Here is a 16,770-nt window from a genome sequence, read left to right as displayed (position 1 = left end):
CGCGTCAGAGACACTTGCAGGTCCCTCGTGCCATCCGAGGCATCAAACACCGTCTACACTATTTGTATATCCATACAAATAACCCTATGAGTTGATTGATGAACATCAAAACTATCCGCGCACCTATGCTGCTGGCCGGTATGGTCATGGTAACTCCTGCTTTAGCCACCAATGGCTACTTTGGTCATGGCTATGGCACCAAAAACAAGGGATTGGCAGGGGCAGGAGCGGCGTTGCCTCAGGATGCCATGATTGCGGCGACTAATCCGGCGGGGTTGGTGTTTGTGGGTGAGCGGTTGGATCTGGGTTTGGCAGCGTTCAGTCCGATGCGCAGTTATGAGGTGGGCGGGCTGACCGCTATGCCTGTGATGCCACCTGAGTTTCCCTTGGCTGAAGGCAAAGTAGACAGTGACAGTGAGTACTTTGTTATCCCTCACTTTGCTGGTAACTGGATGCTGGATAAGGACGCCAGTCTGGGAATTGCAGTGTATGGCAATGGAGGCATGAATACCGACTATCCGGGCTCTGCCTCGGGAGGTATGGGGACGTTTTACGCCGGGCCCGCGGGAGTCAATCTGGAGCAGCTTTTCATTAATGGCAGCTACGCCAGAAAGATCTCTGATACTTCCTCCTTTGGTATCAGCGCCATTTTCGCTTATCAGAGGTTTAAGGCTACCGGATTGGCCAGCTTTGGCGCTAACGGCTTGTCTGTGGACGCTACAAAGCTTTCAGACAATGGTACCGATACCAGCACAGGTTTTGGTTTTAAACTGGGGTGGCAGGGAGAGCTGCTTGATAATCTGACCCTGGCGGCTTCATATCAGTCTGAGATGAAGATGACTGAGTTTGAAGATTATTCAGGCTTATTTGCCGAAGGCGGGGACTTTGATATCCCGGCCAGTTGGACCCTGGGGTTGGCTTATCAGCTGAGCAGCAGTGATGTACTGGTGTTCGATGTACAACAGATTTTCTACGGTGATGTGGCGGCGGTTGCTAATCCTATGATGCCTGCGCTGGGGCTTTGTATGCAGCCCCCTTTCGGTGCCGGTGACATCGGCCGCTGCCTTGGTGCTGATAATGGTCCGGGCTTTGGCTGGGAAGATATGACTGTGTATAAGGTTGGCTATCAGTGGGCTGCGTCATCAATGCCGGGATATCTGTGGCGGGCGGGGTACAGTTATGGCGAACAGCCCATTCCTGAGTCGGAAGTGATGTTTAATATTCTGGCTCCCGGAGTGATGGAGCAGCACTTCACACTGGGGATGAGTAAATCCCTTGATGACAGCGAGCTCACTATTGCCCTGATGTATTCTCCGGAAAGTACAGTCATGGGCATAAACCCCACAGTGGCCAGTTCAAGTCAGCAAATACAGCTGCAAATGAGTCAGTGGGAACTGGAGTTCAGCTACAGCTGGTAGGCTATAGCCAGCAGATGAGTCAGAGCTTCCTGACTGACTCCCGCTCTATCAATTCGGGCTGGAATACCGGCGTGGCAGATGGTGGGGTTTCGCCATAGGTTTGTCTGAGTATCCAGGATGCGGCTGCCAGTCCCATCGCTTCGATGGGGTTACTGATGGTGGTCAGCTTTGGTGAGATATAACGGGGGAAAGGGATATTATCAAAGCCCACAAAGGAGATATCCCCGGGAACCTTAAGGCCACGCTCCATACAGGCGGCTATCGCGCCTGAGGCCATCTGGTCGTTGGCACACACCACACAGGTGAAGGGACGACCGGCGTCCAGCAGGTGTTGCATCGCCTGATAGCCTCCCTCCTCATGATAGTCACCCTCACAGCAAAGTTTGGCGTCAAACTTGATACCAAACTCATCCAGTGCCTTACGGTATCCGGTCAATCTGTCTCTGGCATCCAGCTTTTCATGGGGACCTGCGATAAATGCCAGTCGGGTATGCCCCTGTTCAAGCACATAGCGGGTAGCCAGATAGCCTCCCTGTACATTGTCCAGATGAACACATCTGTCTCTCAGGGCTTCGATATGGCGGTTTATCAGTACCAGAGGTGTTTTGCTCTGGCTGAGTTTTACCAGGTACTCGTCACTGAGGGCTTCCACATCGACAATAAGCGCATCACAACCCCGGTTGAGCAAAAAGTCCATTGCCTCCTGCTCCTGTTCAGCATCACTGTGTCCGGCGGCAAAAATAGCGTGCTTATTGGCGCCACGCAGTACGGCTTCAATCTGGCGCATCATAGGGCCGTAATAGGGACCATCCAACTGAGACACCAGCACGCCGATACTGTTGGAGCGATTGGATGCCAACGACTGAGCAATGTTGTTGGGACGATAGCCCAACTGCTCCATGGCATCGTGCACTTTTTTACGTGTTTTGTCGCTGACTTTGGCATTATTGTTGACGACCCTGGATACGGTCGCCAGCGATACCCCGGCCAGTATAGAAACATCGTAAATTGTCGCCATATTTAACAGGTTCCCTTTAATTCTTGATTAGTATCAGTGTTCAACGCCTGAGTAACTTCACTGACTTTCTGGCGATTCAGTGTATATTTCCCCATTACAAAGGCAACAATTATCGCCCCTATGGCCGGGTAAACGGTAAAAGACATCAAAATCCCCTGAAGTGCCATCGGAGTTTGCTCTGCGTCAGCAACATAGCCATAGCCCGCCAGCAACCAACCTGCAATTGCACCTCCGAGCGCCAATCCAAGCTTGATAAAAAAGATAATGGATGAGTACAGCATGCCGGTAATACGGACACCGGTTTTCCATTCGCCATAGTCGACAGTATCTGCCATTTTTGCCCAAAGCAGGGGTGAACCCATATTGGTAAAGAAGTTCCACAGGAAGTAGGCAGCAAAAGCCAGCGTCAGCTGATCCGGACCGATAAAGAAGGAGAGTGAGCAGATCCCGGCACTGATCCACTGCAGGCCAATGTAGGCTTTCACTTTACAGATGCGTTTGGACAGTGGATTGGCAATGGCACATCCAATAATGTTGCCTATCATGCCCAGGGTAATGAACCAGGTAGTAAGGTCAGGCTCCCCGAGATAATACTTAACATAATAAATCGCTATGGTGGTGCGCAGCACCAGGCCAGTAAGCAGGAAGGTCGCCGCAGCACACAGAATGCGCCACTGGTCATTCTTAGCCAGAGCTTTTATATCGGCTTTAAAGTTGAGCTTTTCCGCAGTGACAGGGTTATCTCTTTCCCTGGTACCGGCAAAGCAGATTAAAAACAGTATGGTACCCAGAATACTCATCACCATAATGGTTTGCTGATAGCCCAGGGCTTTGTCACCTTCCCCGAGATAATCAACCAGAGGCAGTGTCAGGCCGCTGACCAGCAGACCGCCAATCATGGCAAATATGAAACGATAGGACTGGATTGATACCCGCTCATCAGGGTCTGTGGTCAGTACTCCACCCAGGGCACAGTAGGGAATATTGATGGCGGTATAGACCATCATCAGGGCCGTGTAAGTGACAAAGGCATAGATCAACTTGCCGCTTTCTGACAGTTCGGGCGTGGTAAAGGTCATTACACTGATAATGCCAAAGGGCAGGGCGAACCAAAGCAGGTATGGGCGGAACCGACCCCAGCGGGTGCGGGTGTGATCAGACAGCCACCCCATGAGGGGATCGGTAAAGGCGTCAATCAGGCGTACAGCAAGGAACATGGTGCCTACATAGGCGGGTGAAATCCCAAAAATATCTGTATAAAAGAAGGTTAGAAACAACATAACCGTCTGAAAAATAATATTGCTGGCAGTATCTCCCAGCCCATAGGCAATCTTTTCCCCTGCTGTGACCATATTCAGCCCCTTTTTTGTTGTTGGATGTTTTCAGCTTTCTCTGCGAGGAAGTGCTTAATAGCCAAGGCACTGGCCTTGGGGATACGCTCCTGGGTGGCATAGTCCACGTAGCAAATTCCAAATCGCTTCTCGTACCCTTCGGCCCATTCAAAGTTGTCCATCAGGCTCCAGGCAAAATACCCCTTAACGTTAACGCCGGCTTTTATCGCTCTGTCGACTGCCCACAGATGTTGACGATAGTAGTCCAGCCTGTGTTCATCTCTGACCTGATTACCTTCGACTCTATCGTCGAAGGCGGCACCGTTTTCCGTGATATACACAGGTGGCAGTTGATAGCTTTGGTCAAGACTAATCAGCATTCTGGTCATGGTGGCCGGAGTCACCTCCCAGCCCATGGCTGTGACCGGAACCGCATTGGGCAAGACCTCTTCAAACCAACCATTGCCATTACAACGCATGACATTACGGGTGTAGTAATTGATACCCAGATAGTCCAGCTCAGCGCTGATAATCTCCAAATCTCCCTCTTCAATATGAGGTTTGGCATCATCTGGCAGAAGTTTGAAGGAGTCTGGATAGCGTCCTTTAAGCAGAGGGTCCAGATACCAGGCGTTAAAGTACTCATCGGCCAGTCTCGCGGAACGGACATCCTCTTCATTGGCGCTGAAAGGGTCGCAGGGCGCAATATTGACTACGATGCCATGCTTGCTGAGCGGCGCGTTTCGTCTGAGCACCGGCATTGCCAGACCGTGAGCCAGCATCAGGTGATGGGCTGCCAATCTGCCATTTGCCTGTCCCGTTATACCGGGCGCATGCACCCCGGTTTCATAGCCCAGAAACGAGCTGCAGAAAGGTTCATTTAACGTGGTATAGGCGTAAACCGAATCCCCTAGAGCTTTACTGACTGCATCGGCATAATCGCGGAAGTGATAGGCGGTATCCCGGTTAAGCCAACCGCCTTGATCTTCCAGATACTGCGGCAAATCCCAGTGGTAAAGGGTCACGAACACCTTGATTCCTCGCAGCGTCAGGGCATTTATCAGGTTCTTGTAAAACGCCAGGCCTGCCGGATTTATTTCGCCTTCACGGGTCATAATTCGGCCCCATGAGATGGAGAAACGGTAGGCATTTACTCCCAGCGATGCGATTAGCTCTACATCATCCTGCCAGCGCGCAACATGGTCACAGGCTTGCTCACCATTGGAGTGATCGCGAATCTTTCCCGGCGTGGCACAAAAGGTATCCCAGATACAGGGTAATCGGCTCGCGGCATCCCCCTCGATTTGAAAAGCTGCGGTTGCGACGCCGAATACGAACTCCCTGTTTCGAATTTCTGAGTCTGCTGGTATCTGCAAGTCGTTCATTGTTTTCACTAAGCTTAATCTCTATTGGTTCTGTTTTCATGGCCCAAGACAACAACACTTCCCTGTAAGTTGGACAGTTTTGTTATTAAATTCGTTGACATTGGTTAACGTCGCGTTAAAAATGAAAGCGCTTACACCAATCTAGTGTGAGATTTTGCAAAGGTCAATATTTGTTCTGAAAACCGGGGAGACCTAAATGCCGGCAACACCAAACATGAGTCATACGGAGCCGCAGGCTGTTCAGGGGAACGAGCGTAATAGTTTTGCGCTGGTGGCACTGACATCACTGTTCTTTATGTGGGGTTTTATCACCTCCATGAATGACATTCTGATCCCGTACCTCAAGAGTATGTTTGAGTTGAGTTTTACTCAGGCGATGCTGGTGCAGTTTTGTTTCTTCGGTGCATATTTTGTTGTTTCCCTCCCTGCAGGATATCTGGTGTCCAGAATTGGATATCAGAAAGGTATCGTGACAGGACTTTTGGTAGCTGCCCTGGGGTCTGGGCTTTTCTACCCTTCAGCGAGCTTGGCTTCCTATTGGTTATTTTTGCTCGCTTTTTTTATTCTGGCTTCCGGCATTACCATATTGCAGGTGGCCGCCAACCCTTATGTTAGCGTGATTGGCAAGCCTGAGACGGCGTCATCGCGGCTGACTTTAACCCAGGCGTTCAACTCCCTGGGAACCACAGTCGCACCGCTGATTGGCGGCTGGTTAATATTCTCCGACGCCATGCACTCTGCCTCGGCTCCCCTGCCCGGCGGTGAAGAGGTGCAACTACCTTATCTGGCGCTGATGGGTTTGCTCATTCTATTGGCTCTGGTGTTTTTTAATCTGACTCTGCCCAAAATTAAGTATGAAGTGAGTGGCGGAAAAATTACTGATGTGCTGCGTTTTCCGCACCTGAAATTGGGCGCAGTGGGTATCTTCGCTTATGTTGGTGCTGAAGTCGGCATCGGCAGCTTTTTGGTGAGCTTTATGATGGAGTCCCATATCGGCGGGCTGACTGAAGCTGAAGCGTCCAAGTATGTGTCCTGGTATTTTGGCGGCGCCATGACAGGACGCTTTATCGGTGCCTGGGTGATGAGCCGTATTGAGGCGGGTAAGGTGCTCGCTACCCATGCCATTCTGGCAGCCATTCTGGTGACAGTCGCCATGATGACAGATGGCAATCTGGCGGCGTGGAGTCTGGTGGCTGTAGGTCTTTTCAACTCCATTATGTTCCCCACCATTTTCAGTCTCAGCATCAAAGATCTTGGCGCCAGTACCAGTCATGGCTCCGGCATTTTGTGTCTGGCGATTGTTGGAGGCGCGATAGTGCCATTGCTGCAGGGGCTTATCGCTGACTCTTCAGGCATTCAGGCCGGATTTATTCTGCCGATTGTTTGCTACATCTTCATTATTTACTTCGGAATCAAAGGCTGCCACTTACGGCCTGACAGCAGGCCATAGGGGGCGCAATGGAATTTCGTATCAAGGATAGTCTGGTGGCATTTCCTCTTTCTTTGGTCCTTACCCTGACAGCCTGTCAGCCCGAACCCGGAGCTCAGGTAAAGGCGGATAGTGCCCAGGCTCCATCGGCAAAAACACCAACCCAGCGGGATATTAACCTGTGGCCTGAAGCTGTATCTCCCTTTGTGAGGGATGAAAAGCTGGAAGCACGGGTTGATGAATTACTTGGGCAAATGACACTGGAGCAAAAAGTTGCCCAGATGATTCAACCTGAGATACGCGACTTTAGTGTTGAGGATATGCGCCGCTATGGGTTTGGCTCTTTTCTCAATGGCGGTGGTGCCTACCCGAACAATGATAAACATGCCCGTATCCAGGACTGGGTTGAGCTTGCTGAAACCCTTTATCAGGCTGGTCTGGATGCATCTGAAGATGATATTGCCATTCCTCCTATGTGGGGCACAGATGCGGTTCATGGCCATAACAATGTGATTGGCGCGACCCTGTTTCCTCACAACATAGGCCTGGGGGCGGCTCACAATCCTGCATTGATTGAAGAGATAGCGGCTGCGACAGCTAAAGAGGTGGCGGCTACAGGTATTGATTGGGTGTTTGCCCCAACAGTGGCCGTGGTTCGCGATGACAGGTGGGGAAGAAGCTATGAAGGTTACGGGGAATATCCTGAGCTGATTAAAGAGTACTCTGCCGCTTTTGTCAGAGGCATGCAGGGTGTTCACACAGGGGAGTGGCTCACTGAGTCTCATACTCTCTCAACCGCCAAGCACTTTATCGGTGATGGTGGCACCTTACAGGGCGATGATCAGGGGGATACCCGGGTCTCCGAATCCGAGCTTATTGATATCCATGGACAGGGATATGTATCAGCCATAGAAGCCGGTGTTCAGACCATCATGGTGTCATTTAACAGCTGGTGGGGTGAAAAGAATCACGGTAACCACTATCTGCTGACTCAGGTTCTGAAAGAGCGTATGGGGTTTGACGGCGTGCTGGTGGGGGACTGGAATGGTCATGGTCAATTGCCTGGCTGCACTATCGACTCCTGTCCCGAGGCCATTAACGCCGGACTGGATATCTTTATGGTGCCGACAGATGCCTGGAAGCCTTTGTACCACAACACCATAGCTCAGGTTCAGGAGGGCACCATTGCCCAGGAAAGAATTGATGATGCGGTGCGCCGGGTGCTCAGGATTAAGTTTCGTGCAGGGCTGTTTGACAAGCCGTCTCCAGCCAAACGGGCCCTTGCCGGTGATGAGTCACTCATAGGCTCGCAGCAGCACAGAGCATTGGCGCGCAAGGCTGTGCGTGAATCACTGGTGATGTTGAAAAACAATGGGCAGCTCTTGCCTTTGTCTCCCAGGCTTAATGTGTTGGTGGCGGGAGATGGCGCCGACAATATTGGTAAACAGGCCGGTGGATGGAGCATCACCTGGCAGGGTACAGATAATCTGAATTCAGACTTTCCGGGAGCAACCTCGATTTATGATGGCATTGCTCAGCATCTCGCTTCAGCCGGTGGCACAGCCGTGTTGTCTGAAGATGGCAGTTGGAGCGGAGAAAAGCCGGATGTCGCCATCGTGGTTTTCGGAGAAGAGCCCTATGCTGAGGGTAATGGCGATCTGGCCAACCTTGAGTATCAACGCGGTGCAAAGCGTGACCTTGCACTGCTGGAATCCTTCAAAGCACAGGGGATCCCGGTTGTGTCTGTCTTTGTTACCGGCAGACCTCTGTGGGTGAACCCTGAGCTCAACACTTCTGATGCCTTTGTGGTGGCCTGGTTGCCGGGCACTGAAGCGGGTGGTGTGGCAGATCTGTTATTTCGGGACAGCAATGAAGGTGTCAGATACGACTTTCGCGGCCGTCTGAGCTTTTCATGGCCCAATAGCCCTAATGGTGATGTGCAAGCCGAGGGTGCCGATGGTGCGCTGCTGTTCAAACGTGGATACGGTTTGTCGGTGAAAGATGACGTTGAGTTAAGTGGCTTTGATGAAGCGTTTGATGACAGTGTCGTCGGTCCTGAGCTGCTGTCTTTGCTTGATGGCGTGGTGAAAGCGCCCTGGAAAGTGTGGGTAGGTGACGGCCAGCAGATGGAGCAGGTGCGCAGTAATACTCAGGTTACCTCGAATGTGACCATTCGGGATATCGACAAGCGTATTCAACAGGATGCCAGACGCATCAGCTTCAATAAACAGGGAACGGGTGTGGTGCGTTTCCAGGCGGATTTCCCTCAGGATTTGCGTGCCTTTGGCGAAGTATCCTCAGGTTTGGTGATGGAGGTACGCAGTCGGGGTGACAGAAGTCAGCCCCTGACACTGACCATTGGTTGTGGTGATGGTTGCCGTCGCTCTTTCCAGCTGGATGCTGCGACATTGCCCGGCGATGAATGGCAGGAGCTGAGTGTTGATTTAGCCTGCTTTAACCTGACCAGTGCTGAGCTGGACAGTATCTTTGTCCCCCTGGAGTTGAGTTCCATGGGGGATTGGGAACTTGAGGTTTCCAATATTCGATGGCAGCCTGATGCTGCTCAAACTCAAGTACAGTGTGGCACTGATAATGATTGATAAAAAAGCCTTTATTCACATGCCTTTATTGTTTGCCACTCCTTTGCTGTTGCTTGGGTGCAGTGGTGCCGGGAGCGAGCCTGATGGTGACGAAGAGCCCGGCTGGCAACTGGTTTGGCAAGATGAGTTTGACACCCTGGATACCGGCAAGTGGAGCTTTGAGGTGAACTGTTGGGGTGGCGGTAATAATGAGCAGCAGTGTTATACCGACCGCAGCGACAACGCCTATGTCAAAGATGGCGTGTTGAATATTGTTGCCCGTAAAGAGAACTTCAATGGTCCGGCGGTGCAGGATGATCAGCAGGGTTATGACAGACACGATAAATCCGGCGCAAAGCCTTTCACCTCAGCGCGGCTGAGAAGCAAAAACAAAGGTGACTGGACTTACGGCCGGTTTGAGATCCGCGCCAAATTGCCTCAGGGACAGGGAACCTGGCCCGCTATCTGGATGCTGCCTACCGACAACAAGTATGGACTCTGGCCAGCTTCCGGAGAGATAGACATTATGGAAGCGGTGAATCTGGGAAGCCCAAGCGATCGTAAGGGGGCTGCCGCTGATGAAGTGGAAACCCGGGTTCATGGCACTTTGCACTATGGTCGTGAGTGGCCACAAAATGTCTATACAGGCACAGGCTATCGACTACCAGACAATCTTTCTCCCACCGATGACTTTCATGTTTATGCCATAGAGTGGGAACCCGGTGAGATCCGCTGGTATGTGGATGGGCAGCACTATGCGACCCAAAGAGCTGAAGGCTGGTATTCACAGTTCCGGGATGTCAGCGGTAACTGGGTCAGTCAGCCAGCGGATGCGCCGTTTAATGCCAGATTTCATATGATTCTTAATCTGGCCGTTGGCGGTGCCTGGTCAGCCAATGTTAATGACAAGGGCATTGATGAGAAGGCATTTCCACAAACCTTAAGCGTGGATTATGTTCGCGTGTATCGTTGTGGTCACAAGAAGGACCCTGTGTTTGGCTGCGGACGAGCCGATGATGGTGCTGAACTGGTTGAGGGGAAAATCCCTCCTGCAGGAGACCTGTCCGGCGACCGTCTCGCCAATCCCTAGCTATGCTTTGGCCGGGGATTTGTCCTTGCTAATGACGTTTAATTATCACGCCTGTGCTGCCCGATATTCTGCGGGCAGATAACCTTTCCCAGTCGCATTCGGGGTTGTCTGCAGCCGCAGAGCCAACTCATTACTTTACTCTCTTCCTAATACTGACAGTCATACTCACTCCGTATGTCTATTGTCAGGTTCTGGCCAGCTAAATACGTCTTCAAACTCAGGGAGATGGTCATTCTTCGGTGTGTAATGCGAGATGCTGCCCTATAGAGGCGTCTCAATTCATGACGAGCCATTGACTGGGTAAAAAGTACTCGCAGGTGTTTCAATACTGAACAAGTTGATCAATAATGAAACTCATTCTCAAATGGAGGCTGCGAATGGAAAGTTGGCTCAAGTACACCCAAACTGCAAATTTGTTGTTTCAGGAACAGGAATGGAAATTGGCTGAATGCTGGTATCGACGTGCGCTTGCGAGGGCATGTGCACTGTACCAGTTCTCACCCAATGAAGACAAAGTGGTGATGGCCTGGATTGCCAGCTTCCATAATTTGGCTGCGCTGTTTCATCAACAGGGAGAACCTGAAGCGCAGCGAATACATTTACTCAATCCATACGAGAATCTATTCGGACGCCTGACTCAAGATCAGAGCTGTTGTGATTTGAGTCTGCTGCTTAAAGGTATGGATCTCTGCATTAGGGAAATTCAACTCTATAACTCCCACAGTGTTACCCATCCTATTCATTTACTTCCTCTTCCCTCAGAAGAACCTTGCCATTGATATAAGGAGAGATTTTATGAGATCCGTAAAAGGGCTGATGTTGTTGGTGCCCTCCCTGACACCGGCATTGGTTTGGGCTCATCCTGGCCATGACCACTACCATTGGAGCGCCGGTATCATTCATTCATATTGGATTTGGCCACTGGTCGCGGCCGGCGTATTTGCTGCTGTGTTCCTCTACAAGAAAAATCAACATAAGGATCGTTGATATGTCTTTGATATATGGCTTGGTGAACCGTCTGGGTGACGACTTACCTATTTCGGTTGCGTCAGCCCACTGCGATATTCCCTGTAAAATTTACGACCCTCACACTGCTCAGATTGCTGTGCTGACTATGATCCGTACTCTGGATATTATGGCTGAACTCCCCCAAAGCGGCGAACTAACCCGCTCGCAACAGGCCGAGTTTACTCGTCTGGTGATGCAAAAAGAGCAGCATGGCATAGAGGTCAAAGAAGCGGTTCGGGTAATTTGGGGGGACTATTTCAAACAGCCTCAACTGGAACAGTTTCCTGAGATTCACAGTTTGACTCATGAAATTATGATGATGGCTTCCAGGGCAAAGCAAAATCTGGATAGAGATGCGGCATTAACTTTGCTGGAAAAGGTGAATCGCTTTGCTGATATTTTCTGGCAAAGTAAAGGTGTGGCAACCTATACAGCTGATTGCCCTTATCCGCCGGCGTTGCCTGTAGTCTATCCGGACCTTAAATCCTGAACCTGTGCTTAGATTAGTGCGAGTTGGAGGTATCTCCATGCTTCCGAGATTACACCCAGGCGAATATTTACTGGCTATGGGGTGTCTTAAAGTGCGCCCCGGCGATGTCTGTTTGTTGTTGCCAACTCATTTACCAATGATGGTGAAGACCTGCAGAAGAGTATTGACCAGTGGTAACCTTGAGTTTGACGGCGAATCCGCTGCCAGCATCACTGCCGACCGCATTGGGATAATCCCTCCTTCCAGAGTATGTCGAGTGATTTTGGTACTTGGCCCAAAAGGATTTCGCCGTCCATAACGCCCCTGACTATTCCAATCGGCTATTGAACTTTGCTGCAGATACCTTAAGTTTTAACTAGGGTTTACTGGCGAGGGGCTCAATGCGAAAGTCTGTTATTTCAATCTCTTTCATCCGTCCTACCGAGGCATTATGGGGAGTGCACTACTGTGACTAGCCCCATGGAGCTTGATCGTTCCCACCTTATCGAAGTTGGTTTACGACAGGGGATATTGGTGTTGGCTGCTCCGACCGGATTTGGCAAAACTCGATTGATGACCCAGCACAAAGCCCACCGCGAACGAGCGTTGGCCCAACTTGGTACACTGCGCCAACAAGGGAGGGAAGCCGTATCAGAGGCCACAAATAAAAGGCCTGGCCAGGATTGCCTTTGGATTGACGGCGGAGCGCCGATGTTTGAAGTCCTTCACCGCTTTTTAGCCGCGTTAAAGCCCTTATCCGACACCATACAGCCATGTATTTACATCGATAACTGGCAAGCAATCAGCGCCGATATGCGACAGCGGGTATTGAGTGCAGTTTGTGGTGCGCCGGTTGATCTGGTTATCGCAACACGAGATCCCTGTGATGCGCAGTTATTACCCGGCGCTGACGTGGTTTTGGGGCGTATTTTAACCGCACGCCATCTGAGACTTAACTTCAGTGATGTAGAGCATTTGTTTAATGGAAAACTGAGTATTTCCAATTCTCGATTGTTTCGCGAAACTCTGGGGTGGCCATTGGCACTGGGCCTCATAAATCAGGACTTCACTTCTGGTGACAAATTGCTGGCAGACATTGTACACCGCGAGACTCTGGTTGATGCGTTGGCGGCGGATATCCATCTGCAAAGCGCATTGTGGCAAGCACTATCAGAGGTTCTTAGCTGGGCAGACTGGCAGAGATTGTTGACCCTCACATTGTTTCCGTCGCTGGAACGTAGTTGGTTTGACTCTTTTGAGCAAGGAGCAATAGACGAGCTTTTGCACCGATATCTATCAGGCCTTTTTTTGGAGATGGAGGGCCAATTGACCCTACTCCCTATTGTTCGAAAGGCGCTGGTTCATTTGGGATTTCGCTATTTTGAATCTGATTATCGACAGGTGCACTTGCAGTTGGCCCAGCGCCGGGCTGAAGCCGGTGATATTGCTGCGGGAATTTCACTGATGCTCAGTTGTGGCGAACGCTCGAGTGCTGCCCACTTACTGAGTCAACATGGTGGCTTGCTTGAGTGGATACGTCATGGTCTGGGTAATCTTGAGCAGATCCTGGCGCTGTTTGATGACAGAGATATCAAAGCCTTTCCAGAAGTGGCCTGGCTGTATGTGATTGTGAATTTCAAGCGTGGCCGGGTCGATCAGGCCAGGCGTATGGTGAACCGATACTGGCGCGATCAGGATGCCTTTGAATGGAACCTTGCTGATGCGCTTATCCGCCTTTATGAAGGTCGGATTCTGGATCGGCAGGAGCTGGACTCTCTCAGGTATGCCAGCCTGGATCAGGGCTCAGAGCCCTACGCAACCGCACTGGCCAACAATATTCTGGCACTGGTGGCATTGCAACAGGGAGAACTGCAGACTGCATCGAAATGCCTGGACAGTGCCAGAGTTGCCTATAACCGTGAGCTTGAGGCTGAATATGGCGAGACTTATCTGGATATTCATCAGGCTCATCTGGCGCTGTTGAATATGCAGGGAGAGCTGGCCGGCGCTTTACTGACCCGGGTTGCAGGTCAGGTGCAAACCTACTTCAGTCAGGATCTGAGTATCAGGATTGCATTGCAGGGCGTAAAACGGGAACTGGCATTTTGTCAGGGACTTCTGCCCCCGGTCAACGCCATCGGCCAGTTGGTCTATAAGCTCAATCGCAGTGAGGCCTGGTTCGATCTTTATGCCAGTATCTATACGCTGGCAGCACGCAGTGCCATGCATCATGATGGCCCTCAGGAACTGCTGGTGTGGTTGGCGAAAGCCAGTCAGGACAGTCAAAAACGCAGATTGGCCTATCTGGAAACTTTGCTCAGTTATCTGGCCCGTCTGGCTCTGCTCCGCTGGCCGGAAAGGGAATCCAGTTTCCAACCTTATATCAAGCCTGTCGCTGAGCAGCCGCTTTCCATGCCATGGAGACTGCAACAGTTGCACCTTGAATGGTGCGACCTGACAGGACAGGCCAGCGATTTACTGTGTCTAACGATTGCAGAACGGGCTCAGGCTGGCGCTCATCTTTACCTGTACACCTACTGCCAGTGGCTCATTGCTCTGAGAAACCACGACAGACCCGCATTGGCTGCGCTCTGGCAGCAGCTGGACGAGCAGGGATGGGTGGGTATGGTGTGGTTGGTTAAACACAGGTTATCTGCCGAAGAGCTCAGTGATTGCCTTAACCGGCATAACCGTACCCGGCTGTTACAACAACCTGCTGCTGGAGCTGATACCAGTCTGCTCAGCGGTCGGGAGGTTTCGGTTATAGAGTTGGTGAGGCAGGGACACAGGAACAAACAAATTGCGCTGGAGTTGGATATTTCAGAGCAGACGGTCAAGTTCCACCTGAAGAATATCTTTCGTAAATTAGGGGTCAAGGGGCGTCGTCAGGCTGTTGCTGTGTTAAGTGCAGGTTTACCCAATTTTCAATAGTTATCGGTCAAGAGCGGCATCACATCCCTGTGCTGCCTTTGCGTATCGATATTTAGTGTGACGATCTTGCGATCATTTAAATATCAGAATTTGTATTCCACCGATGCACCAATCTGACGACCAGGAGTGAAAGCCGTGATTGTGCCGCTAACAACTCCCAGTAACGGTTGATCAGCCGGAATGAATGTGGCGTTGGTAATGGTATATTCGTCCAGCAAGTTTTCTGCAAAGACACTGAAGCGCCACTCCTGCCATTCAAGACTGGTGTTTATATTCAGGTATTGAACGCTATTGGCATTTAACTCCTCTCTTCTATCCAGGAAAAAATCGCCCTGATATCGATAATCTATTCGGCTGCTCCAAACCCAGTCACTGATATCACGGGTATACTGTAGGCCTAGATTGAATGTATTTTTTGGCGTTACTGGTGCTGAAAATCCTTCGTAGATTCCGCCCGAGATTTCTGAGTCCGTGTATCCATAGGACAGAGTAGACAATAAGTCTTCGGTCAGTAGTAACTTACCTTCCAACTCGAGTCCTTTGATTTTTGTGGCATCAATGTTCTCAACTGCTCGAAACGGCGCTTCAGATACAATCGTCGAGAACTGTTGTTCAGAGTAATCGATATAGAAAATAGCGCCATTGAGCTGCAAGCGATTCTCCCACCACATCGACTTGCCACCAATTTCATAGTTGTTTGTGGTTTCTGCTTTGGTGATGCTACCCGTGTTATAAAAACCGGGACGGAAGCCCGCTGCATAGGTGGCATAGAGCATAGTATCATCAGTGATATCCCAGGAGATTGATGCTTTGGGTTGGAATTCACTGTCTGAACTGCTTAGCTGGGATATAGGATTACCATTGGTATCCAGGTAAGTTGCGGCTTCGGTCAGGGGGCGATATGTACTGAAATCAACTTTGTCGTAGCGGGCCGCCAATGTAAGCTCAACATTGTCCGTGATGTCATAGTTTAGCTGGGCAAAAGCCGCTTTGATGGTATCTTGTTTGGTATCCGTTTGTTGAAAAATTGAGGCACCTATTTCACCGGGAGTAGGCTCAAGACGGATGTTTAATTTATTGAAACTATCCCTTTTTTGATAATAAATTCCCCCCAGCCAACGAAGCGCACTATCGCTATTTGAGGTGACGCGAAGCTCATGGCTGGTGACATCAAAATTATCTGCTAAATCCTGAAGGAAAATACTGGCTTCACTCCAGTCCAAATCACCAATTAGATCCTGTTCGGCATCTTGATAGGCGCTTATCCAGGTGAGGGTAAAATCATCAAAGCTGTAGTCAAGTTTTAATGACGCATCTTTGAACTCTTGATTTTCTTTACCAATAAAGCTTCTTTTAGGAGATTCGGAGAATGAATTAATATCTGAACCGATTGGCACCAGATCCTGCATAATTGCCCCTTGCTCATATTTGGCATAGCCCAGGCGCAGGTCAGCCTCCAGATTTTCTCCGAGATATTGCCAGCGGGTTTTTACCCTGCGGGTGTCATTAAAGTCCATATCACGGCCGTCGGCCGAGTTGACCAGACCATCTGAGTCTCGAATACCCACGGAGATCAGACCATAAACATCTTCGCTGACGCCTCCGCTTAAGTAACCATTAGCACTGATATCATTGCCTTCGGCATATTGAACCTTAAACTTGCCAGACAAGTCTTGTGTCGGTTGTTTGGTGATGACGTTGATGGCACCGGCCATAGCACCAGCTCCATAAAGCGCTCCCTGAGGACCGCGCAGAACTTCAATGCGTTGTATCTCCCCCATATCCTGATTGATAAAGTCAGCTGCCCCCACCTGTACGCCGTCTACCACGTAGGTTACGGGAGGCAAGCCTTGTTGGGTCCCGGTAATTCCTCGCATGGTGATGTAGGATGCGCCAGCTCGGAAAGTCTTACGAAACATGACATTAGGCGTAAGGTTGACGAAGTCACTGACATTTTCAATGCGGGCAGACTCGATATCCGCTTCACTGAAAGCTGTGACTGCGTCCGGCACATCCTGCAGGGTTTCAACCCGCTTACGGGCTGTGACTTCAATAACTTCAATGCCCTGAGTATCGGCGCCATCTTCGGCAGCCAAAGTCTGCCCGACAGGA

General features: G+C 50.6%; 13 protein-coding genes. 9 read left to right on the top strand and 4 right to left on the bottom strand.

What is annotated here, in order from left to right; all coding sequences use genetic code 11:
- Positions 1-98: 98 nt before the first annotated feature.
- Positions 99-1,418, top strand: coding sequence for an OmpP1/FadL family transporter (locus L2725_RS06840; protein WP_249248253.1), 1,320 nt, complete (start codon positions 99-101; stop codon positions 1,416-1,418).
- A 19-nt stretch (positions 1,419-1,437) separates the two neighbouring features.
- On the opposite strand, the gene L2725_RS06835 is transcribed toward L2725_RS06840, so the two are convergent.
- The 3 genes from L2725_RS06835 to L2725_RS06825 are packed head-to-tail and all read right to left on the bottom strand — an operon-like array spanning position 1,438 to position 5,152.
- Complete coding sequence (locus tag L2725_RS06835) at positions 1,438-2,436, bottom strand: LacI family DNA-binding transcriptional regulator (RefSeq protein ID WP_249248252.1); 999 nt, start codon at positions 2,434-2,436, stop codon at positions 1,438-1,440.
- A 2-nt stretch (positions 2,437-2,438) separates the two neighbouring features.
- Positions 2,439-3,788 (bottom strand): glycoside-pentoside-hexuronide (GPH):cation symporter, encoded by a 1,350-nt coding sequence (locus L2725_RS06830; protein ID WP_249248251.1) that lies wholly within the window; start codon positions 3,786-3,788, stop codon positions 2,439-2,441.
- Positions 3,789-3,790: 2 nt separating this feature from the next.
- Positions 3,791-5,152: a GH1 family beta-glucosidase gene (locus L2725_RS06825; RefSeq protein WP_249248250.1), complete on the bottom strand. Its 1,362-nt coding sequence runs from the start codon at positions 5,150-5,152 to the stop codon at positions 3,791-3,793.
- A 196-nt stretch (positions 5,153-5,348) separates the two neighbouring features.
- On the opposite strand from L2725_RS06825, the gene L2725_RS06820 reads away from it, so the two are divergent.
- The 8 genes from L2725_RS06820 (at position 5,349) to L2725_RS23200 (ending at position 14,658) form a co-directional block, all read left to right on the top strand.
- Positions 5,349-6,602 (top strand): sugar MFS transporter, encoded by a 1,254-nt coding sequence (locus tag L2725_RS06820; protein ID WP_249248249.1) that lies wholly within the window; start codon positions 5,349-5,351, stop codon positions 6,600-6,602.
- Between the two features lie 8 nt (positions 6,603-6,610).
- Positions 6,611-9,181, top strand: coding sequence for a glycoside hydrolase family 3 protein (locus L2725_RS06815; RefSeq protein WP_283164220.1), 2,571 nt, complete (start codon positions 6,611-6,613; stop codon positions 9,179-9,181).
- Positions 9,108-10,250: a glycoside hydrolase family 16 protein gene (locus L2725_RS06810; protein ID WP_249248248.1), complete on the top strand. Its 1,143-nt coding sequence runs from the start codon at positions 9,108-9,110 to the stop codon at positions 10,248-10,250. Before L2725_RS06815 ends, L2725_RS06810 begins: the two co-directional genes overlap by 74 nt.
- 377 nt (positions 10,251-10,627) lie before the next feature.
- Complete coding sequence (locus L2725_RS06805; RefSeq protein WP_249248247.1) at positions 10,628-11,029, top strand: DUF2753 family protein; 402 nt, start codon at positions 10,628-10,630, stop codon at positions 11,027-11,029.
- Between the two features lie 16 nt (positions 11,030-11,045).
- Positions 11,046-11,237, top strand: coding sequence for a hypothetical protein (locus L2725_RS06800; protein ID WP_249248246.1), 192 nt, complete (start codon positions 11,046-11,048; stop codon positions 11,235-11,237).
- Between the two features lies 1 nt (position 11,238).
- A complete protein-coding gene (gene sodN / locus L2725_RS06795; protein WP_346429385.1) occupies positions 11,239-11,748 on the top strand; it encodes a superoxide dismutase, Ni in 510 nt (169 codons plus the stop codon).
- Positions 11,749-11,785: 37 nt separating this feature from the next.
- Entirely contained in the window at positions 11,786-12,046 is a 261-nt protein-coding gene (locus L2725_RS06790; RefSeq protein WP_249248245.1) for a hypothetical protein, read from the top strand.
- Positions 12,047-12,438: 392 nt separating this feature from the next.
- Entirely contained in the window at positions 12,439-14,658 is a 2,220-nt protein-coding gene (locus L2725_RS23200) for a LuxR family transcriptional regulator (RefSeq protein ID WP_283164219.1), read from the top strand.
- 83 nt (positions 14,659-14,741) lie between these two features.
- On the opposite strand, the gene L2725_RS06780 is transcribed toward L2725_RS23200, so the two are convergent.
- Positions 14,742-16,754, bottom strand: a complete 2,013-nt coding sequence (locus tag L2725_RS06780) for a TonB-dependent receptor (RefSeq protein ID WP_249248244.1) — start codon at positions 16,752-16,754, stop codon at positions 14,742-14,744.
- Positions 16,755-16,770 lie beyond the last annotated feature (16 nt).

Source organism: Shewanella corallii, assembly GCF_023349125.1.
Taxonomy (GTDB): domain Bacteria; phylum Pseudomonadota; class Gammaproteobacteria; order Enterobacterales; family Shewanellaceae; genus Shewanella; species Shewanella corallii.
Note: the sequence above shows the minus strand (reverse complement) of the source record. Positions and strands in the feature narration are given on the sequence as shown.

Excerpts from the sequence above, each read along its gene's own strand:
- L2725_RS06835 (WP_249248252.1), bottom strand. The coding sequence starts at position 2,436 with ATGGCGACAATTTACGATGTTTCTATACTGGCCGGGGTATCGCTGGCG.
- L2725_RS06805 (WP_249248247.1), top strand. The coding sequence starts at position 10,628 with ATGGAAAGTTGGCTCAAGTACACCCAAACTGCAAATTTGTTGTTTCAG.
- L2725_RS23200 (WP_283164219.1), top strand. The coding sequence starts at position 12,439 with ATGTTTGAAGTCCTTCACCGCTTTTTAGCCGCGTTAAAGCCCTTATCC.
- L2725_RS06825 (WP_249248250.1), bottom strand. The coding sequence starts at position 5,152 with ATGAACGACTTGCAGATACCAGCAGACTCAGAAATTCGAAACAGGGAG.
- sodN (WP_346429385.1), top strand. The coding sequence starts at position 11,239 with ATGTCTTTGATATATGGCTTGGTGAACCGTCTGGGTGACGACTTACCT.
- L2725_RS06815 (WP_283164220.1), top strand. The coding sequence starts at position 6,611 with ATGGAATTTCGTATCAAGGATAGTCTGGTGGCATTTCCTCTTTCTTTG.
- L2725_RS06840 (WP_249248253.1), top strand. The coding sequence starts at position 99 with ATGAACATCAAAACTATCCGCGCACCTATGCTGCTGGCCGGTATGGTC.
- L2725_RS06820 (WP_249248249.1), top strand. The coding sequence starts at position 5,349 with ATGCCGGCAACACCAAACATGAGTCATACGGAGCCGCAGGCTGTTCAG.
- L2725_RS06800 (WP_249248246.1), top strand. The coding sequence starts at position 11,046 with ATGAGATCCGTAAAAGGGCTGATGTTGTTGGTGCCCTCCCTGACACCG.
- L2725_RS06830 (WP_249248251.1), bottom strand. The coding sequence starts at position 3,788 with ATGGTCACAGCAGGGGAAAAGATTGCCTATGGGCTGGGAGATACTGCC.
- L2725_RS06790 (WP_249248245.1), top strand. The coding sequence starts at position 11,786 with ATGCTTCCGAGATTACACCCAGGCGAATATTTACTGGCTATGGGGTGT.